Source organism: Campylobacter concisus, from assembly GCF_902460845.1.
Classification (GTDB): Bacteria; Campylobacterota; Campylobacteria; order Campylobacterales; family Campylobacteraceae; genus Campylobacter_A; species Campylobacter_A concisus_X.
This window is the reverse complement of record NZ_CABPVS010000003.1, coordinates 402181-423704: the sequence shown is the minus strand read 5'-3', so window position 1 is coordinate 423704 and position 21524 is coordinate 402181. Positions and strand designations below refer to the sequence as shown.

The window sequence follows — 21524 nt, the reverse complement described above, 5'->3', positions numbered from 1 at the left end:
TTATAATATTCAATCTCAAAATTATGCTATAAAATTAAAATAGTAATTTTAATAACCAAAATAGTAGAAAATATGAGATTTAAAAGCTTATTTAAACTATCTCTTGCAGCAAGCATAGCAGTTTGTGCAAATGGGGCAGACGAGAGCGTATTAAGCGGAGTTGAGGTAACAAGTAGTAGTGGCGGATACGGAGTTGATGACATCAAAATTTCAACTAGAAACGCTGGCCTAGTAAAAGACGTGATGAGAGATATTCCTGGTGTTTATGTGGGCGGCACGAACGGCATGAATCAAAAAATTTACATGAGGGGCGTGAGCGACCGCGGTCTAAATATCACGATAGACGGCGCAAAACAAAACGGAAATACATTTCACCACAACGCTGACTTGCTGATCGATCCAGATCTTATAAAAGCTGTTGATGTCGAGGTTGGCTCAAGATCAGTGGTAAACGGCTCGGGCGCACTTGGCGGTTCGGTCGCCTTTAAAACGGTTGATGCAAAAGACTTGCTTGATGATGGTGAGATCATCGGCGCAAAGATAAAGACAGGATACGCCTCAAATAACAGCGAATTTTCTCAAGGCCTTATGCTCTTTACTGCACCGGTTGAAGGGCTTGACTTTATAGCCGCTATTAATCATAAGGGCTACGACTACGGCAAAAGCGGCAACAAAAGAAAGATAGGCGGCGACGGCAACGACCTTAGCTATCTTTTAAAGCTTGGTTACAGCTTCCTTGATGCGCATAGAATTTCTATCTCAAGAGAGCACAATGAATTTAAGGGCATGTATCCAATGAGAGCCGAGTTTGGCAGCTGGTATACTGGTCAATTTCCTGTTGATAACCGAAAATATGAACGTGATACTACAACGCTAAAATACGAGTACAAACCAAGTGATCTTCTAAATTTAGATGTAACGGTATACAATACCGAGCATAAAAAAGATGACCCGGTCTTAAAAATTTTAGGCGTAAAAACAAACGGTATAAATGCAAAGGCTAAGAGTATAGTCGAGACCGGCACTTTGACGCAGACATTTAGATATGGTGCTGAGTTTTATCAAAGTAAAAATTTTAACAAGCCAGATAACCACTACCCAGAAAAGGTAAATAACTACTCTATCTACGCAGAAGATGCGCTAAATTTTAGTTCGTTAACTGTTACTCCAGGCATCAGATACACCCATCACGAGCTAAAAAGCTACGATGGTAGAGTCGGAAATGTAAAGAGCTACACTTATAAATACAATGAATTTACCCCAGCACTTGCACTTGATTATGAGATACTTAAAGGTCTTAACGCTTTTGCAAGCTATGCAAGAGTCTTTAGAGGGCCTGATGTCATGGAGTCTATGTATGCTAGTAGGGCAGAAAATTTTGAAGCAAATAAAGATCTAAAAGCTACAACTGGAAACAGCTACGAAACTGGTCTTAAATATCATGGTGATATAAGCGAAGCTAGTTCGTATAGCCTCTCTGCAAAATACTTTATGACAAAATATAAAAATTTAATAGTTGATAACAACGCAGCAAATGGAGCTTTAAAGAGGATAAACGCTGGCGGGGCTGATATAAGCGGCGTTGAGCTACTTGCAAGGCTAAATTTAGACGCACTAAGCCTAGCTGCTAGCTACACTCATCAAAGTGTAAAATATAAAGATAGGGTATTGACGTCTTGTCGGCGAGGAACTGTTGGGCCTTGCTATTCGACCTCAAACGTCATCGGCTACCGCGATCAGGGCGATAAATATACATTTAACGCAGAGTATGCATTTTCTAGCATTGATACGCTAGTAGGCTACAACCTAATCTACTTTGCATCAAAAAATACCATCTCGGCTGGTGATGACAAAAATGTTAATATACCAAGCTATGCAGTTAGCGATATCTATGCTAGCTATACGCCAAGTAGCGGCAAATTTAAAGGGCTAGAGATAAATGCTGGAATTTACAACCTCTTTAATAAAACTTATGCTTCACAGTCTCAAAGAACGGCTGATTATACAGGCAATCCAAACTATGTGGACTGGGAGCCAGGTAGAAATTTCAAAGTAAACGTATCTTATAAATTTTAACTTCAAGGCAAGGTGAAAGCCTTGCCAAATTTCTCTTTTATATAAAAATTCTAGCTTTTTTAACTATGCTGTTTGTTTTAAAATTAATATAGTATCATTTTGGCGACTAAACTTTTTTGGGAGAAAAAATGAGGCAGAAGCACTTTGAAGTGGTAATTATCGGAGCAGGCATTAGTGGGACGGCGCTCTTTTATGAGTTGGCTGCATTTAGCGATATAAAGAAGGTCGCACTTTTAGAAAAATATGACGGCGTAGCTACTCTAAATTCAAACGGCAAAGGCAACTCACAAACCATTCATTGTGGCGATATTGAGACAAATTACACACTAGAAAAGGCAAAAAAAGTTTCTCGTGTGGCAAATATGCCAGTAAAATATGCTCTAAAATACAATCTTGATGGCAAGTATATGTTCGCTCATCAAAAGATGGCACTAGCTATCGGAGATGCCGAAGTAGAGCGCATGAAAGAGAGATATGAGAGTTTTAAAGAGCTTTTTCCTTACCTTGAAATTTATGACAAAGAGAAGTTAAAACAGATCGAGCCAAACGTCGTTTTTGACGCAAATGGCAATGAGAGGCCAGAAAACATCATCGCCATAGGCACGCAAAATGGGCAGTTTACGACGATGGACTTTGGTGGCTTAGCAAACTCACTTGTGCAAAATGCCATAAATTTAGGCGCAGATGGCTACGAGATCAGCCTAAACTCAGAAGTAACTGATATAAAAAAGGCTGGCGATACATTTCACATAAAGATAAATGATGGCGAGGTGATCACTGCAAACTACGTCGTAGTAGATGCTGGAGGACACTCGCTATTTTTGGCTCACAAAATGGGTTACGGGCTTCATCTTAGCACACTGCCCGTTGCTGGAAGCTTTTATTTTGCAAAAAAACGCCTGCTAAATGGCAAAGTCTATATGGTGCAAAACGATAAGCTACCATTTGCCGCGCTTCACGGCGATCCAGATATCCTAGCTAATGGCAACACTCGCTTTGGACCAACAGCTCTAGTCATACCAAAACTAGAGAGATACCACGGCTGTTCAAGCTTTTTTGACTTTTGTAAATGCCTAAAATTTGATAAAAATGTCTTTGAAGTCTTTACAAATCTCTTAAAAGATAGCGACATCAGATCTTATATTTTAAGAAATTTCTTATTTGAAGTGCCATTTATCAATAAAAAAGAATTTGTAAAAGATGCTAGAAAGATCGTACCAAGCCTAAGTGAAAATGACCTAAGCTATGCTGTAAATTTTGGTGGCGTAAGGCCACAAGTTATCGACCGTAATAAAAAGTGTCTTGAGCTTGGCGAGGGCAAGATAAGCACAGGCGAGGGTATAAGTTTTAACATGACTCCAAGCCCTGGGGCTACTAGTTGCTTTGAAATAGCAAGAACTGATATGATCGAAGCCTGTAAATTTTTAGGTAAAAATTTTAACGAAGAGAAATTTAACGCTGAGTTTTTTTGAATAAAAATGGGAGTGTTTGATATTTTTAAAAAAGGTGCGGATATGCCAAAAACAGCACAACAAAGAAAAGATGAGAGCATAAAAATTTTAAAAAAAGAGGGCGTGGCTGTGCTTGAGAGTCTGCCACTAAGGTATGACAATAGTGAAGTTACGCCAAGAAGCGTTGATGAGATCATTGCTCGTGCGGTTTGCTCATTTACGGCCATTATGTGTGCTTGCACTATCCGCGACAATGGCCACCTAAGTGAAGATGAGATAGCTTGGGCTAAAGACTTTTTGGGCGATTTTTATGATGATTTAAGTGTAAAAGAAAAAGAGGTCGTAGAGGGAAGGGCTGATATAAATTTGGCCGTAAATATGGGCTGGAAGTATGAGTCGCTTTGGATCTTGCTTTGGGCACTTGGCATCGCTGAAGATATCGGTAAGATGGATAAAATTTGCGACTGTGATTTTGTGATGGATATCTTTAGAGAGGGTGGACTCAAAAAGCGCTCAAAACTACGCAGTTTGGATGAAATTTTGAGCAAACTTGACCTAGTTTATCGCTACCACTGGGCGTGTGTGGATGCAAGGGTAAATGGCAAAAAGGTTGCTGGACTTGACGAAGAGATCGTTATGGAAAGACGTGCAGGGCTTGAGTGGCTATGTTGCAAAGGGCAAGAAAATGACGACTTAAGAGCTGAATTTAACGCTTGGGACTACCCTGATCTAAATACGTAAATTTACATTTTTGCACTAAAATAAGCCAAAAATGAAAGGAAAAATATGAAAATTTTAGTAACTGGAACAGCTGGATTTATAGGATTTCACCTTGCAAATGCCCTTGTGGCGCGTGGCGATGAGGTCGTTGGATATGATGTAATAAATGACTATTACGACGTAAATTTAAAGCTTGCACGCCTAAAAACGGCTGGCTTTGAGACTAGCGAGATAGATTATGGCAAGCTTATCACCTCAAAAACACATCCGAATTTAAAATTTATAAAAGCCGACTTGGCCGATGAAAAGACTATGAAAGAGCTTTTTACTAAAGAAAAATTTGACGTAGTGGTAAATTTAGCCGCACAAGCTGGCGTTCGCTACTCGCTCATAAACCCAAAAGCCTATATCGATAGCAACATCACAGGCTTTATGAATATCCTGGAATGCTGCCGCCATAATGAGATCAAAAATTTAGTCTATGCAAGCTCTAGCTCGGTTTATGGACTAAATGAGAATATGCCATTTTCTACGCACGAAGCGGTAAATCACCCTATAAGTCTCTATGCAGCGACTAAAAAGAGCAACGAAATGATGGCGCATACTTACAGCCATCTATTTAACGTGCCAACAACTGGACTTCGCTTTTTTACGGTGTATGGACCATGGGGACGCCCTGATATGGCGTTATTTTTATTTGTTGATGCTGCGCTTAAAGATAAAACTATCGACGTCTTTAACTACGGCAAGATGAAGCGTGACTTTACCTACGTAGACGACATTGTAAAGGGCATCATTAAGTGCATCGACAATCCTGCTAAGCCAAATCCAGCTTGGGACGCAAAGCACCCAGATCCTGCAACTTCAAAAGCGCCGTTTAAGGTCTATAATATCGGCAACAACAGCCCAGTAGAGCTCATGGACTACATAAAGGCGGTTGAGATAAAGATCGGCCGTGAGATCAAGAAAAATTTCCTCCCACTTCAAGCAGGCGACGTGCCAGCGACCTTTGCAGACGTTGGCGACCTTGTGGCTGACTTTGACTACAAGCCAAATACAAAAGTAAACGACGGCGTAGCTAAATTTGTCGAGTGGTACTGCGAGTTTTACGGAGTTGAGATTTAAGGGGTGTAGATGAGGCGATGCGAATGGGCTAAAGGCGAGCTTGATATAGCTTACCACGATAAAGAGTGGGGCAAAGCCATAAAAGATGATAGAAAATTTTTTGAAATGATAGTTCTGGAAGGCTTTCAGGCGGGACTTTCGTGGCATGGAGTGCTTCAAAAAAGAGAGGCAATGAGAGAGGCGTTTGATGGCTTTGATCCAGAGAAGATCAAGCTTTACGGCGAGGCTGAAATAGCGAAATTTATGCAAAATGAGAGATTGATTCGCAACAGATTAAAACTAAAATCACTCTCTGCAAATGCCATTGCATTTTTATCCGTAACCAAAGAATTTGGTAGCTTTTATGACTATCTTTGGGGATATTTATTAAAAAAATTTGATTCCAAATTTGACGGCAAACAGATCATAAATCACTATCAAGATATCAAACAAGTGCCAGCCACTACGCCAATGTCTGACTTTGCGGCAAAGGAGCTAAAAAAGCGAGGGTTTAAATTTTTAGGCTCTATTAGCACCTATGCCTTTTTGCAAAGTGTGGGCGTTGTAGACGATCATATGGATTATTGTTTTTGCAAGGCAAAAGCCTGATCAGAATAATTTTTGCGGTTTTAGTCCTTTTAAATTTTGCATTTTCTCTTGATTTGCTGCGACTTAGCGAGTATAAAGATCAAAATATCTCAGGCTGGCTAGCTAGCGAGAAGCTTGATGGTGTGCGTGCCTACTGGGACGGAGAGAATTTACTCTCAAGGCAAGGCAAAATGCTGAATGCGCCGCTAAGTTTTACTAAAAATTTCCCAAAATTTGCACTCGATGGCGAGCTTTACGCAAAGGAGCTTAAGTTTGAAGAAATTCAAGCAAGCGTTATGGATAAACTGCCTGATGAAAAAGCGTGGAGCAGGCTTAAATTTTACGTTTTTGATGTGCCTGAGGCAAATGGTGGCTTGCTTGATAGGCTTGAAGTTTTGGTTAGATTTCTAAAAAATGAACCAAATGAAAATTTGATCATTATAAAACAGATAAAAATGCGAGATAACGCTCAATTTTTAAAATTTACTGAAAGTATCATCGCAAAAGGCGGAGAGGGAGCAGTAGTGCGTGAGCCAAATGCGCCATACGAGAGAAAACGAAGCAAAAATGCGCTTAAATTTAAAAAATTTAAAGATGCCGAGTGTGAAGTGACCGCTATAAATAAAGGTAGCGGCAAATACGCAAAATTTGCTGGCTCGCTTACCTGCAAAGCGCTTGGTGGCAAAGATGACGAAGAAAAAGCTGGCGAGCCAAAATCTGGCACTATCTTTAAAATAGGCTCAGGACTAAGCGACGAGCAGCGCACAAATCCCCCAAAGATAGGCTCTATCATCACATATAAATTTCAAAATTTAACAGCCAAAGGCAAGCCAAGATTTCCAATATTTTTAAGGGTTAGAGAAGATTAAAATTTATTCGAAAGCCTTGCTTTACTTTTGCTTTACCCTATTTTTGATAAAATTAACCACTTTTTACGAAAGGCTTAAACTTGAAAATTTTAGTAACAGGTGGTGCTGGATACATCGGCAGCCACGTAGTAAAAGCACTTTTAAAGCAAGGTAAAGATGAGATAACCATCATCGACAATCTCTGCAAGGGCTCACAAAAAGCACTTGAGGCACTCCAAAAAATCGGAAATTTTAAATTTATAAACGCAAATCTAGAAGATGACCTAAGTGAAATTTTTGAAAATGGTAAATTTGATGCGATCATCCATTTTGCAGCGTTTATCGAGGTTTTTGAGAGTATGAGCGAGCCACTAAAATACTATCTAAACAACACCGCAAACGTTGCGAGGGTGCTAAGATACGCAAAAACTTATAATATAAATAAATTTATATTTAGCTCAACTGCCGCAGTTTACGGCGAGCCAGACGTGGCGGAGGTGAGCGAAACAACGCCTACAAATCCGATAAATCCATACGGCAGAAGTAAGCTTATGAGTGAGCAGATCATTAAAGATTACGCCGCTTCAAATGAAAATTTTAAATTTGCAATACTTCGCTACTTTAATGTAGCAGGCGCTGACGAAGAGGGGTTAATCGGTCAAAATTATCCAAATGCCACGCACCTTATCAAGGTGGCTGTGCAAACTATACTTGGCAAGCGCGAGAGCATGGGCATCTTTGGTGATGACTACGCGACAAAAGATGGCACATGTGTAAGAGATTACATTCACGTTAGTGACCTAGCAGACGCTCACATTAGCGCGCTTGACTACATCAGTCAAAATGGTAGCGAAACTTTTAACGTGGGATATGGCAGAGGATTTAGCGTAAAAGAGGTCATCGAGACCGCAAAAGAGGTGAGTGGGGTAAATTTTAAAGTATTAAATGCGCCAAGAAGGGACGGCGATCCAGCTATCCTCATCTCAAACGCAAGCAAACTGCGCTCGCTAACAAGCTGGAAGCCAAAAAGAGATGATCTAGCACTCATCATAAAAACTGCCCTTGAGTGGGAAAAGAAAATTTAAGGATAAGCATGAAAGTAGCTGTGATTGGGACTGGATATGTTGGACTAGTGAGTGGTGCATGCTTTGCTAAGATGGGCAACGACGTGATCTGCGTAGATGTCGATGAAAAAAAGATCGAGGCACTAAAAAACGGCGTCGTACCGATATATGAGCCAGGGCTTGCTGATATCGTAAGTGAATGCTATAAAAATGGCTCGCTTAAATTTAGTACGCAGATAACTGAGGCGCTAGAGCATGCGGATGTGCTATTTATCGCAGTTGGTACTCCTATGGGCGCTGATGGACAGGCAGATTTAAAATATGTCCTCTCGGTTGCCAAGTCTATTGGAGAAAATTTAAGCAAACCGCTAATCGTAGTCGATAAATCAACCGTCCCAGTAGGCACTGGAGCCAAGGTGCATGAGGTTATCGAGGCTGAGCTTAAAAAGAGAAATGTAGAGGTTAAATTTGAAGTCGTTTCAAACCCAGAGTTTTTAAAAGAGGGTGCGGCGGTTGAAGATTTTTTAAAGCCAGATCGTGTAGTTATCGGAGCTAGCAGCGAGTGGGGCTTTAGCGTGATGAGAGAGCTTTACGAGCCATTTATGAAAAATCACGATAGGCTCATTTGTATGGACGTAAAATCAGCCGAGATGACAAAATACGCTGCAAATTCGATGCTGGCAACCAAAATAAGTTTTATAAACGAGATAGCAAATATCTGTGAACGCGTGGGCGCTGATGTAAATTTAGTAAGAAAAGGCATCGGCAGCGACTCAAGGATCGGTTATAGCTTCATCTATCCAGGATGTGGATACGGTGGCAGCTGCTTTCCAAAAGACGTTGAGGCACTCATCTACACAGCTAGACAAAATGGCTTTGAGCCAGAGCTTCTAAACGCAGTCGAGTCAAGGAATAAGGCTCAAAAAAGAGTACTGTTTGATAAAATTTATAACTTTTTTGGTGGCGATCTAAAGGGCAAGACGATTGCGCTTTGGGGGCTTGCATTTAAGCCAAATACCGATGATATGAGAGAGGCTAGCTCGCTAACTTTGATAAAACTTTTAGACGAAGCTGGCGCGAAAGTGGTGGCGTATGATCCAAAATCAAGCGAAGAAGCTAAAAAATATATGCCAAATTTAGATGTAAAATACACTAAAAATAAATATGACGCGCTTGATAACGCCGATGCTATGGTGCTCGTAACCGAGTGGAGCGAGTTTAGATCGCCTGATTTTATGGAGATCAAAGAGAGACTAAAAAATGCTGTTATATTTGACGGGCGCAACCAATACAACGCTAAAGCTTTGGCTGAGCATGGATTTAAGTATTTTCAAATCGGAGTGAAATCATGAGAAAAATTTTACTTTTTATCGCAGCTTGCACGCTTCCTTTTGCACTTTTAGCAGGCGAAAATGCGCCAAAAACCGAGGAAAATATTTTTGAGTTACCTATCTCAAAGATGCCGCCTGATTATTTTAAATACGAAGTCGCATTTTTTAAAGAGATAGAAATCGACTGCAACTTTGCCTTTTTGCTCGGCGGAAAGCTTGAAGAAAAAGAGGACGCGCGCGGGATTTATTACGAATTTAGCGGCGGGGATGAGCTAGCGCAAACGATGATGCTATGTAAGGACAGAAAGAAAAAGAGGCGGGTTTATTACGAATTTACTAAAATTTTACCAGGCATTAGCCCTATTAGAATCATAACTCCAAAAGGTGTAAGTGCGGAAATAAGAATGTACGAACGCGTAAAAAAGATAGAAGCAAAAAAGAAAGGAAAAAGTAAATGAAAATAGCAGTAGTAGGACTTGGATATGTGGGACTTCCACTTGCAGCAGCTTTTAGCGAAAAGTACGAAGTAGTAGGCTTTGATGTAAATGCAAAACGTATAGAAGAGCTTAAAATTGGGTATGATAGAACGCTTGAACTTAGTAACGAACAGATGAAAAAAGCCATCGATAATGGCATGAAATTTAGCCTAAATTTAGATGACATTAGAAGTTGCAACTTCTTCATCGTGACCGTTCCAACTCCGATAGATAGGAACAAGCGCCCTGATCTAACTCCAGTCGTAAAAGCGACTGAGAGTGTGGCAAAAGTGCTTAAAAAAGGCGACATCGTTGTCTATGAAAGCACCGTTTATCCAGGCGTTACAGAGGAGATTTGCGTGCCACTTCTTGAAAAAAGTGGGCTTAAATTTAACAAAGATTTCTTCTGCGGCTATTCGCCAGAGCGTATAAACCCAGGTGACAAAGAGCACACCGTAACTAAAATCAAAAAAATCACAAGCGGTTCAACCCCAGAGATCGCTGATAAGGTCGATGAAATTTATCGCTCGATCATCACAGCTGGCACTCATAAGGCCTCAAGTATCAAAGTAGCCGAGGCTGCAAAGGTCATCGAGAATACTCAGCGTGATATAAACATCGCCTTTATAAACGAGCTTGCGATGCTTTTTGAAAAGCTTCATATCAACACCATTGACGTGCTTGAAGCTGCTGGTACTAAGTGGAATTTCTTAAATTTCCGCCCAGGTTTAGTCGGCGGTCACTGCATCGGCGTAGATCCATACTACCTCACTCACAAAGCTCAAGAGGTGGGCTATCATCCTGAAATGATCCTAGCAGGTCGCCGTATCAACGATGATATGGGCAGATACGCAGCTGATCAGGTTATAAAACTAATGATAAGAAAAGGCGTGCTTATCAACAAAGCCCGCGTGCTTGTTCTTGGTATGACATTTAAAGAAAACTGCCCAGATATAAGAAATTCTCGCGTTATAGACGTAGTCGATGAGCTAAAAGACTTTGGCTGCAAGGTCGATGTGACCGATCCTTGGGCTGATAGCACTGAGGTAAAACACGAGTACGGCTTTGATCTAGTAAAAGAGTATAACCTAAACGACTACGACTGCATCGTGATCGCCGTAGCTCACAATGAGTTTAAAAAGCTAAATTTAAAAGGCCATTTAGTTTATGATATAAAAAATATCTACCCAGAGGCTGACGCTAGGCTGTAAGGAATTTAGTGCACAAAGTAAGCGTAAATTGTAAAATTTTACTTATATTTCCAGCTGCTTATCTGTTTGGATTTGCGGCTAGGATGCTCTGGGTATTGTGGGCAAAGGATATGCCAGAGTTTTACTTTAATGGCGAATTTATGCTTACGACAAATGACGCATATTATTACGCAGAGAGCGCTAGAGATATGCTGGCTGGCTTTCATCAGCAAAATGACTTTAGCCCCTTTAATCACCCAATCTCAACCATAGTTTTTTATATTTGTAAAATTTTTCCTTTTAAGATCGAAAGCGTGATGTTTTATATGAGCATCTTTTTAGCTCCTCTTATCGCACTTCCAGTTATTTTGATATCAAATGAGCTCAAAGCGCTAAAAGCTGGGGCTGTGGCTGCATTTATGAGCGTTATCTTGCCAAGCTATCTTTCAAGGACATCGCCTGGATATTTTGATAGTGACATGTTAAATGTCACATTTGCGCTTTTTATCATCTATTTTTTGATCAGGCTTTTAAGCACAAACGAACAAAAATTTATCGTTTTGCCGGGCCTTTTTGTATCGCTTTATCTTTGGTGGTATCAAAGCTCATATGCACTTATTTTAAGTATTTTATTTATGTTTTTGCTATATACACTAGTTTTTATGCGAGATAGATTGCAAAATTATCAAGCGATATTTTTTATGTTTATAAGCATCGTAAGCTCAAATGTTTTTACTAAAGATCCACTAATAGCAAATAAAATTTTGGTTTTTAATTTAGTAGTTATTGCTTTATTTTTCTCTCTTTTTTGCAAATATAAAAATTTACTCTCAGCTAGAAATTTAGCCATTTTTCTTACTTTAATGCTAGCTATTTTTATCTATTTTGGTGGTTTTGATTTCATTACTTCAAAAATGGGTATTTATGTTTTTAAAGGCAATGAAATTCTTAGCGATAAATTTCACTTTATAAATGAGTATAATTTCATCAGTGAAGTAAAAAGTGCCAGTCCTTTGTATTTTATCTATTTCATGTCGGGAAATATTCTTATACTACTGGCGGCTATTATTGGATACTTATTACTTTGCTTTAAATTTCGTCCATTTTTACTTACTTTGCCAATGCTTGGACTTGGACTCCTCTCTTTCTTTAGTGGAGTTAGATTTGTTATGTACGCAACACCACTTGTTGCGCTTGGTTTTGGGTATTTCTTGCATTTTTTTTTAAATTTATTTGATCTTAGAAATTCTATTAAAAATTTATCACTTTTGGTTTTTGTTGTAGCCGCTCTTGCTATAAATTTAGATTTTGCTTATTTATACAGGCCAAACACTGTGATTAGCCGTGATGAAGCAGTGGCGCTTGATGAACTCAAAAAGGTAGCAAAGCACGATGATTATGTATTTTCATGGTGGGATTACGGATATGCTATAAGATATTTTGCTGATGTTATGACTTTAAACGATCCTGGTAGACAAGGTGGCGAAAATAATTATTTTGTTAGCCTTGCTTTGAGAAAAGATCAGGTATTTTCGGCTAGACTTGCAAGAGTGGCAGTTACGTATAATGACATTTCGCTTGAGCAAAATATAAGGCCAATAGATAAAATTTTAAAAGACTACAACACAAGCAATATAAATACTTTTTTGAGTCAGCTTGAAAGCGAAAATTTCACTCTGCCAGCTGCAAAAAAAGAGGTTTTTTACTATCTTGTGCCAAATATGATTGACATTGCACCAAATATCTTTAGATATAGCTATATCGACATTACAACTGGTAAAAGGCAAAAAGAGAATTTTTATCATGTTAGTGCATTAAATGGCATTAGCGAAGCTGGTATCGACCTCGGAGACGGCTATGCTTTGCCTACAAATGAGCAAAAATTTATCATACATAACGGCGAAAAAATAGCCGTAAAATCATTTTATAAGGTAAAAGGTGCTGGAAGAGATTTGCGAATAGATGAAAAAATCATAGATAAAAATGCCAAAATTTATGTTGTTTTTTTGGAAGATTATGCGCGGATATTGTTGCTTGATGAAAATGCTTTTAACTCATCTTTTGTGCAGCTTTTTATATTTGAGCGAGCTGATGAGCGATACTTTGAGCCATTTGTTATCTCAAGTGGCGTAAAAATTTACAGGTTAAAAATCTAATGCTAATCAATCTAATAAGCTCAATCGTTGTTTTTGTCGTATCAATGGGCATAAATTTCTTTCTTACGCCATTTATCCTAAAAAGCCTTGGTAACGAAGCTTTTGGCTTTGTGGGTCTTAGTAACGCCATCGTTAGCTATGCAGCAGTCGTGAGCGTAGCGATAAACTCGGTCAGCGGACGCTTTGTCGCTCATGCGTGGCACAAAAAAGATCTAAGCCTTGCAAACACCTACTACTCATCAGTGCTTGTCGTAAATATCTTCTTTTGTGCTGTTGTAGTGGTGCTTAGTTCGGTTTTTATCATAAATTTGCAAAGCTTTTTAAACGTCCCTGAAAATTTACTCTTTGACGTGAGAATGACCCTTGTTTTTTACTTTATAAATTTTTGCGTTGGACTATTTAATGGCGTTCTTACAGTTTGCGCCTTTGTGACAAACAAACTCTATCTGCTCTCCATCAGAAACGCCATCTCAAGTGCGATCCTAGCGGTCCTTATCGTGGCGCTTTTTTTCTTTTTTAAGCCGTTCATCTCTTACATCGCCATTTCAGCGCTAGTTGCTAGCCTTTTTGTCTTTTTTAGCACCATTTTTATGTCAGCTCGCATCACGCCGGAGCTAAAATTTAGCCTTAGTAAATTTGACTTTTCTAAAATCAAAGAGCTTTTAAGCTCTGGCATTTGGAACAGCTTTAATGCGCTAAACCGCATACTTTTAACAGGTATGGACCTATTTATCTGCAACATTTTTGTCAATGCAAACGCCACTGGCCTTCTTTCTGTCGCCAAGGCCGCCCCTATCATACTTGAGAGCTTTGTGGCACAGCTTAGCGGTATCTTTGCGCCAAAATTTGTCGAGCTTTACTCAAAAAATTTGATCACTGACCTCATAAAAGAGGCTAAATTTTCAATGAAAGTGATCGCCTTTGTGATGAGCGCTCCAGTAGCATTTTTTGTCGTTTTTGGGCTTGATTTTTACACGCTATGGTTACCTTTTAAAAGCCAAGACGAGGTTAAATTTATCTACAATGTCTCGATGATCACGCTAGTGCCGATTGTCTTTATAAGCTTTGTTTTTTCGCTTTTTAGTCTTGATAGCGCGACAAACAAGCTTCGCCGACCAGCCATTGCCAACACTATCCTTGGCGTTAGCACGATCATAGCGCAGATCGCACTGCTTAAATTTAGTGACTATGGCGTTTATGGTATCGTCATCGTCGCAGCCATTTTTTATAGCATAAGGATTCTTGGCTTTGACCTTATAAATGCTGCCTTAAATTTAGAGGTGAAACTCACCACATTTTACGGGGTTTATTTTAAAAGTTTAGCCGTTTTTGCGCTCTTCGTGCTTGCGATGTTTGCCTGCAAGGACTTTGTGAGCTTAGATAACTGGCTAAAATTTGCTATCTTTGCTGCGATATACGCCGGCGCAGCTTATATTTTGGGATATTTTTTGTTTTTTAATGCCTTCGAGCGAGGCATAGTTTGGCGTAAAATTTTAAAAAAAATTAAAAGGTCTTAAATGAATGAAATTTATCTGATCTCTTTGGCAAAAGATACCAAAAGGCGCGAACTTTTGCAGCAGAAATTTAGCTCTTATGATAGCTTTAAGCTAATAGACGCAGTTGATGGCAGGGAGCTAAACGCGAGGGAGTACTATAAGATCATTTCGCCGTCATTTAAAGCTTACGGCAAGGTTTTAAGCCCAGCAGAGGTTGGCTGTTCGCTCTCGCACGTGAAAGCTTATGAGGCGTTTTTAGCGAGTGAAGCCAAATTTGCCATCATCTTTGAAGACGACGTGATCGGAGATGATAATGCCATAAAAGAGGCCTTTTTAGTAGCTAGCAAGATGCCTGAAAACAGCGTGCTGATATGTGGCATGCAAGATGGGCTAGAAGGCAGGTTTAGCGCCTTTGGCAAAAAGGTGGATGCCAGCCTAAGTAAGCCACTTTGGCAGGTTTCAAAGCACTCATTTTCAAGCATTTATAGAGCAGGGGCTTATGTGCTAACTAAAAAAAGCGCTAAAAATTTGTTTGAAATCCACAAAAATGCGCTTTGCACGACAGATGTTTGGGACTATTTGCTTGGCGTTAATGATATGCAGATGTATTTTTGTGATCTTTTTGCGCACCCAACTGATCTAAGTGGCTCAAACATCGAGGGTGAGCGCCTTGAGAGAGGATACAGCGCAAATTTAAAGGCCTATATAAAAACATTTAAATTTATACTTTTCTCACGGCTTGAAAAGCTTCAAGGCTATGAGAGAATTTTTAAAAGGGGCTAGATGAGCGAGCCGTTAATTAGCATAGTAACCGCGACTTATAAGCGTCCAGAGCTTTTAAAGAAGGCTATAAAAAGCGCTCTAGCTCAAAGCTATAAAAACTTAGAGATAGTTGTAACTGACGACGGCGATGACGAGAGTGCGAGTGAAATTTGTAATAGTTTTAACGACGCAAGGATCAAATTTGTAAAAAACACAGCCCATAAAAAGAGTCCAAATGGCAACAAAAATAACGGCTTTGATAACGCAACGGGCGAGTTTGTCTGCTTGCTTGACGATGACGACGAGCTTTTACCAGAGGCGATTGCCCAGTGCTATGAAATTTTAAAAAGTGGCGAGTATTCGTGTGTTTTTGTAGACGCGATCTGCGAGAAAGATGGCGTGATGACCGAGGTCGTGGCTGGTAGAAGCCCATATAGCGAGAGCGGGGCGATGAGTAAGGTTGATTATCACTGCGGGCGGATAAATGGCGAGTATTTTAAGCTTTTTTCACGTGAATTTATAGACGGCTTTAGATTTGATGAGAGTAGTTTTGGCGGCGAAAATGAGCTTTATATCCGCTTTTTTGAAAAAAATGTCTTCTATCTTAAAAAGCCACTTTATATCTACCGCATCGCAAGAAGCGACAGTGCGACGTTAAATGCCGGCAAACACGCGCTAAATGTGGCAAACGCCTACATCAAAACGGCAAATTTGCACTACGACATAGCCATAAAAAATGAGCCAAAATTTCTAGCCTTGCAGTATAAAAACGCCGCTTACTACGCCAAAATAGCAGGCGAATATGGCCTTATGCTAAGGTGTATCTTTAAAAGTCTTAGCATTAAATTTAGTAAAGAGGCGTTTATTTTCTTACTGCTTAGCCCTCTTCCAAGTGGCATTTTACCAGCACTCTCAAAGCTTAGAGTAAAGATAAAACAAAGGTTTGGCGTATGAGGATATTATTTGTCACATCAACGCTTAGAAGTGGCGGTGCGGAGCGAGTTTGCGCGGTGATCGCATCAAGATTTAGCATGGATCATGATGTAAGCCTTGTTAAATTTGACAAGGATGAGCCATTTTACGAGCTAGCAAGTGGCGTGAAGCTCATAAATTTAGGCGTTGGGGCTGATGAGCTTGGCTTGGTTGGAAATTTAAAAAAGAGAGTTTCAAAGGTGCTTGCCTTAAGAGCGCTCATAAGAGAGGGTAAATTTGACGCTGTGATATCTTTTTTAGACGCCGTAAATACCTTAGTGCTCTTTAGCTCGGCTGGACTAAAAACGCCTATAATCATAAGCGAGCACACAAACTACCTTGCGCCAAAAAGAGCCATTTTTAAGGTGTTAAGACGCATAAGCTATCCATTTGCAAACGCACTTAGCGTCTTAAGCGACGAGGATCTAGGCTACTACTCGAAATTTTGCAAAAATGTGATGAAAATTTACAACCCACTCTTTGAAGAGGTGCGCAGCGAGAGCTTTGCTAAAGAAAATTTAGTCATCTTTGTTGGCAGGCTAAATAAGATAAAAAACTGCGAAATGTTTGTAAGGGTGGCTGCAAATTTAGAGCAAAGCGGCTATAAATTTGCTGTCGCTGGAGATGGCGGCGAGAGAGCAAATTTAGAAAATTTAGCCAAAAGCTTGGGCGCTGATGTAGAGTTTTTAGGCAATGTAAGCGACATCGCCTCGCTTTATAAAAGGGCAAAGGTGCTGCTTTCTTGCTCAAATTTCGAGGGTCTTGGAAATACCTTGATAGAGGCGATAAACTACGACTGCGTGCGTGTTGCGACAAGAACTAGCGGGGCAAAAGAGCTTATAAAAGATGGCTTTGATGGCTTGCTTTGCGAGATAAATGACGCTGATCAGATGAGCGAAAAGCTTGCAAATTTGCTGCAAGATGAGGCAAAAATGAGCGAATTTGTCAAAAACGCAAGGGCTAGACTTGATGAGTTTAGCGTGGAGCAAATTTATAAAAAATGGCTGGAGCTTTTAAGGCTTGGAGGTGTGAAGTGAAAATTCTTTTTGTCATAGCCGCACTTAGAAATGGTGGAGCCGAGCGCGTGCTAAACGTGCTTGCAAACGAGCTTTGCAAAGACAATGAGATCACTATCGCTCTTCTTGAAGAGGACCTTGGGCTTTATAAATTTAGTGAAAAGATAAATATTATAAATCTTAACGTCACTGGCTCAGGGCTTGCTTTAAAATTTAAAAAAATCCTCACTCTTAGAGCGCTTTTTAAAGAGCAAAGGGCTGATCTGATAATGAGCTTTATCGACTGGACAAACGTCGCTTGCGTGCTGGCAAATGCTGGGCTAAAGAGCAAACTAATAGCAACCGAGCATCACGAGCACAGCTATCTAAAAAGCAAAATCGCAAGCGCTATGCGTGATATTAGCTACCTCTTTGTAGATGGCTTAAGCGTGCTAAGTAAAAGCGACTACGACTACTATAAATTTGCCAAAAATCGCGAGGTCATCCACAACCCACTCTTTATCGACGTGCCTGAAAATTGCGAAAAGCAAAATGTCATCTTAAGTGTGGCAAGGCTGGAGGCGGTAAAGGGCTATGATATCTATTTTGAGGCGCTTAGCAAGGTGGATAAGAGCTTGCTTGATGGCTGGGAGATAAAGATCGCAGGCAGTGGCAGGCAAGAAGCGCAACTGAAGCAAATGGCGTCAAATTTGGGGCTTAACGTCAAATTTCTAGGTCACATGAATGACGTTAGTAAGCTTTATAGCGAGGCAAAAATTTTTACTCTTAGCTCAAGAAGCGAGGGGCTTTCAAATGTGCTAATAGAATCAGCTGCCTTTGGCTGTGCTAGGCTAAGTAGCGACACTGTGGGTGCAAGAGAGCTTATAAATGACGGCATAGACGGGCTTATCTTTAAAAATGGCGACAAAGATGATCTAAAAGATAAGCTTGAGATGCTTTTAAAAGATGAAAATTTGAGGCAAAAACTAGCAAAAAATACCAGCGAAAGTGCAAATTTATTTAGCAAAGAAAATATTATAAAGCAGTGGCGAGAATTTATAAAAAAGGTTGTTGATAAGTGAAAAAATTAGCCGTTTTTTTATACTCGATGGGGCCTGGTGGGGCTGAGCGAAATGTGGCAAATTTACTGCCATTTTTGGTTAGAAGTTATGAAGTTCACCTCATCTTAATGAGCAAGGTCATCGCCTATGAGATTCCAAGTGAGGTGCAGATCCACTTTATAGAAAATAGCGATCCTTATGAAAGTGGGCTAAAAAAGCTTGCAAGGCTCTTTTTGGCGATGCCAATGCTTGCCTTTAAGTATAAAAAGCTTTGTCAAAACTTAGGCATAGACACGCAGTTTGTGCTGATGAACCGCCCTTGTTATATTGCTGGGCTTGCTAGAATTTTGGGCTTTAAAAAAAGGCTAGTTATCAGCGAGCGAAGCTGTCCGTCGATCTTATATAAAGACGATCTAAGCGGGCGAGTTAATAAATTTTTAATCACTCATCTTTATAAAAAAGCTGATCTAATTCTTGCAAATGCAGCTGGCAATAAAGAGGATCTGGTGCGAAATTTTGGCATGAGCGAGGCAAAAACAAAGGTGCTTTATAACGCCCTTGATCTAAAAACTATAAATTTGCTAAAAGATGAGCCGCTTGAGAGTGGTTTTAAGCCATTTTTCATAAACATAGGCCGCCTTGATAGCGGTAAAAATCAAGCCATGCTAATAAAAATAATAGCTTCGATTAACGACCCTCGTGCTATGCTCGGAATTTTGGGCAAAGGGCCCTTAAAAGATGAACTTCAAAATTTGATAGATAAGCTCAATGTCGGCGAGCGCGTAAAGCTTCTTGGCACCGACAAAAATCCCTTCAAACACATAAAAAACGCCTCTTGTTTGCTCTGTGCTTCTAGATTCGAAGGCTTTTCAAATGTCCTGCTTGAAGCACTTGCATGTGAGAAAACTATCATCTCGACTGAGCACAAAAGCGGTGCAAAGGAGCTTTTGGGCGAGAGTGAGTTTGGTATTTTAGTACCAGTTGATGACGAAAATGCGATGAAAGAAGTGATGATAAAGGTGCTTAATGCGCCTGAAATAAGGCAAAATTTTGAAAATGTTGCGTATAATCGGGCTAAATTTTTTGATAGTGAAAATATAGCGAGCGAGCTTATAAATTTTTTGGAAAATCCTAATGAATAGAAATTTATTTTTTAAAAATTACTCTTTATACCTTATGATATTTGTCGCAGTCTTTTTTAGCATGATTTGTAGGCTTTACTGGGTCTTTTGGGCGAGTGAATATCCGGTATTTTTCTGGAACAACGAGCTGATGATTAGCACAAACGACGGCTACGCATTTGCCGAGGGTGCAAGGGACATGCTGGCTGGCTTTCACCAAGAAAACGACCTTAGCTACTACGGCTATCCGCTCTCGACGCTTACTTACTGGATCGTGAAATTTCTAGGTGTCAAGCTTGAGACGGCGATGATTTATATGAGCGTATTTTTCTCATCGCTTGTGGCTGTGCCAGTTATTTTGATCGCAAATGAGTATAAGCTAAAATTTGCTGGCTTCATCGCCGCACTTCTTGCAGTGATCGCAAATAGCTACTACAACCGCACGATGGCAGGCTACTACGATACTGATATGCTCATCATCCCACTTAGCGTCTTTGTCGTTTGGGGGCTTGTTAGAGTGCTTGAAAAAAAGGACGCAAAGAGCCTAATAATCGCACCTTTAAGCGTGCTTATTTATATGTGGTGGTATGCGAGCGCATTTTCGCTTATTAGCATTTTAACTGGGCTATTTTTACTTTACACGCTCGTTTTTGATAGGAAAAATCCACTTTTTTACCTTGAAATTTTGCTGCTTTTACTTGCCATTTCAAATCTTGATCTAACGCTTAAATTTATCGCTATTATAGCTATTTATCTGCTTTGCTTATTTAAAAAAGAGATGATGAATTTAAAATTTGCTCTTGGCATTTTGGCAGTTATATTTATCGTCTTTGTCATTCGTGGCGGACTAAATCCTATTATTTTTCAGCTTAAATTTTACGTCTTTAGAGATGCACCTGAAGTTGGCGGCATGAGTTTTCACTTTTTTAATGTCAATCAAACCATCCAAGAGTCAAGCATCGTTGATTTTACGCTATTTTGCGAGAGGATCAGCGCAAATGTCATCACATTTTTGATCTCGCTTGCTGGCGTTGCTCTTTTTTGCTTTAAATACCGCTCATTTGCTGTTTCACTTGGCATGCTAGCTCTTGGTTTTTTAGCCTTTAAAAGCGGCCTTAGATTTACTATTTATGCTGTGCCTATCATGGCACTTGGATTTGGCTATTTGGTGGAGTTTATACTTTCAAATTTAAAGCTAAAAGGAGCGGTGCTAAATCTTGCGAGAGCCTTTGTAACCGTGCTTGCTCTTACTCCAGCGCTCATTCATATCTATGGTTACAAAGCTGAGCCAGTTTTTGTGCACAAAGAGGTTGAAATTTTAAATAAGCTAAAAGGCATCGCAGGACGCGAGGACTACGTGGTTGCGTGGTGGGACTATGGATATCCGATTAGATATTACAGCGATGTTAAGACACTAATTGACGGCGGAAAGCACCTTGGACGTGAAAATTTTGCCGTGAGCTTTGCGCTTGGAAGCGACGAGATGAGCTCGGCAAATATGGCAAGGCTCGATGTAGAATACACTGAGCGAAATTTCAAAGAGCACTTTAATGGCAACTTGGCTCAAATTTTAAAAGATAGAAATTTAAGCGTAGATCAGTTTTTTAGCGAGATAAAAGAGGCAAATTTTAGCCTGCCAGCAAAGACAAGGGATATTTACTACTACTTGCCAGATAGGATGCTTAGTATTTTTCCGACAATTTTGCAATTTAGCAAGATCGATCTAAAAAGCGGTAAAAATTTAAACAACGGCCTTTTTATCGTCACAAGAGCGATCTCTCAAAATGAAAATGGCATTAGGCTAAATGGTGGATTTACGCTCACAAGTGATGTCACAAATTTAATCTATGATAGCAACATCTTGCCTCTTAAATCTTTCATAGAGACTGATTATAATGAGGCTGGCAAGCTAAATGTCAAAGAGTATAAAAATAACGAAAGCTCAAATATTTCTGTCATTTTTATGAGAGATTATGGTAGGTTTATCATCCTTGATGAAAGTATTTTAAATAGCGCATACATCCAGCTTTTTGTGCTTGAAAGGTACGATCCAAAAATTTTTGAGCCAGTCATACTTGATGGGGCGGCAAAAATTTATAAACTAAAGAGGTAA

18 protein-coding genes are annotated in these 21524 nt (G+C 39.8%); all 18 read left to right on the top strand.

The window, feature by feature from the left end; genetic code table 11:
- Window positions 1-72: 72 nt before the first annotated feature.
- On the top strand, window positions 73-2076 hold the full coding sequence (locus tag F3H00_RS05120) for a TonB-dependent receptor domain-containing protein (protein ID WP_148798662.1): 2004 nt from the start codon (window positions 73-75) through the stop codon (window positions 2074-2076).
- Between the two features lie 128 nt (window positions 2077-2204).
- The gene (locus tag F3H00_RS05115) at window positions 2205-3548 is read left to right on the top strand and encodes an FAD-dependent oxidoreductase (RefSeq protein ID WP_148798664.1); all 1344 of its coding nucleotides are present in this window, start codon (window positions 2205-2207) and stop codon (window positions 3546-3548) included.
- Between the two features lie 42 nt (window positions 3549-3590).
- Window positions 3591-4268, top strand: a complete 678-nt coding sequence (locus F3H00_RS05110) for a DUF4272 domain-containing protein (RefSeq protein WP_223155238.1) — start codon at window positions 3591-3593, stop codon at window positions 4266-4268.
- 45 nt (window positions 4269-4313) lie between these two features.
- Complete coding sequence (locus F3H00_RS05105) at window positions 4314-5372, top strand: NAD-dependent epimerase (RefSeq protein ID WP_148798668.1); 1059 nt, start codon at window positions 4314-4316, stop codon at window positions 5370-5372.
- A gap of 9 nt (window positions 5373-5381) precedes the next feature.
- A complete protein-coding gene (locus tag F3H00_RS05100; protein ID WP_107776320.1) occupies window positions 5382-5960 on the top strand; it encodes a DNA-3-methyladenine glycosylase I in 579 nt (192 codons plus the stop codon).
- Entirely contained in the window at window positions 5960-6808 is an 849-nt protein-coding gene (locus F3H00_RS05095; protein WP_148798856.1) for a DNA ligase, read from the top strand. Before F3H00_RS05100 ends, F3H00_RS05095 begins: the two co-directional genes overlap by 1 nt.
- Window positions 6809-6888: 80 nt before the next feature.
- Complete coding sequence (gene galE / locus F3H00_RS05090; RefSeq protein ID WP_148798670.1) at window positions 6889-7872, top strand: UDP-glucose 4-epimerase GalE; 984 nt, start codon at window positions 6889-6891, stop codon at window positions 7870-7872.
- An 8-nt stretch (window positions 7873-7880) separates the two neighbouring features.
- Window positions 7881-9203 (top strand): UDP-glucose dehydrogenase family protein, encoded by a 1323-nt coding sequence (locus F3H00_RS05085; RefSeq protein WP_148798672.1) that lies wholly within the window; start codon window positions 7881-7883, stop codon window positions 9201-9203.
- Window positions 9200-9640 carry an ecotin family protein gene (locus F3H00_RS05080; RefSeq protein ID WP_148798674.1) on the top strand — a complete coding sequence of 147 codons (441 nt, stop codon included), beginning with the start codon at window positions 9200-9202 and terminating at the stop codon, window positions 9638-9640. Before F3H00_RS05085 ends, F3H00_RS05080 begins: the two co-directional genes overlap by 4 nt.
- On the top strand, window positions 9637-10869 hold the full coding sequence (locus F3H00_RS05075; protein WP_148798676.1) for a nucleotide sugar dehydrogenase: 1233 nt from the start codon (window positions 9637-9639) through the stop codon (window positions 10867-10869). The genes F3H00_RS05080 and F3H00_RS05075 overlap by 4 nt, the downstream gene beginning before the upstream one ends.
- A gap of 8 nt (window positions 10870-10877) precedes the next feature.
- A complete protein-coding gene (locus tag F3H00_RS05070; RefSeq protein WP_148798678.1) occupies window positions 10878-13004 on the top strand; it encodes an STT3 domain-containing protein in 2127 nt (708 codons plus the stop codon).
- Window positions 13004-14521: an MATE family efflux transporter gene (locus tag F3H00_RS05065; protein WP_148798679.1), complete on the top strand. Its 1518-nt coding sequence runs from the start codon at window positions 13004-13006 to the stop codon at window positions 14519-14521. Before F3H00_RS05070 ends, F3H00_RS05065 begins: the two co-directional genes overlap by 1 nt.
- Window positions 14522-15283 (top strand): glycosyltransferase family 25 protein, encoded by a 762-nt coding sequence (locus F3H00_RS05060; protein ID WP_148798681.1) that lies wholly within the window; start codon window positions 14522-14524, stop codon window positions 15281-15283.
- Complete coding sequence (locus tag F3H00_RS05055; RefSeq protein WP_148798683.1) at window positions 15284-16216, top strand: glycosyltransferase family 2 protein; 933 nt, start codon at window positions 15284-15286, stop codon at window positions 16214-16216.
- Complete coding sequence (locus tag F3H00_RS05050; protein WP_148798685.1) at window positions 16213-17271, top strand: glycosyltransferase; 1059 nt, start codon at window positions 16213-16215, stop codon at window positions 17269-17271. Before F3H00_RS05055 ends, F3H00_RS05050 begins: the two co-directional genes overlap by 4 nt.
- Complete coding sequence (locus F3H00_RS05045; RefSeq protein WP_148798687.1) at window positions 17268-18311, top strand: glycosyltransferase; 1044 nt, start codon at window positions 17268-17270, stop codon at window positions 18309-18311. The genes F3H00_RS05050 and F3H00_RS05045 overlap by 4 nt, the downstream gene beginning before the upstream one ends.
- On the top strand, window positions 18308-19432 hold the full coding sequence (gene pglJ / locus F3H00_RS05040) for an N-acetylgalactosamine-N,N'-diacetylbacillosaminyl-diphospho-undecaprenol 4-alpha-N-acetylgalactosaminyltransferase (RefSeq protein WP_148798689.1): 1125 nt from the start codon (window positions 18308-18310) through the stop codon (window positions 19430-19432). The genes F3H00_RS05045 and pglJ overlap by 4 nt, the downstream gene beginning before the upstream one ends.
- Window positions 19425-21524 carry an STT3 domain-containing protein gene (locus tag F3H00_RS05035; protein ID WP_148798691.1) on the top strand — a complete coding sequence of 700 codons (2100 nt, stop codon included), beginning with the start codon at window positions 19425-19427 and terminating at the stop codon, window positions 21522-21524. The genes pglJ and F3H00_RS05035 overlap by 8 nt, the downstream gene beginning before the upstream one ends.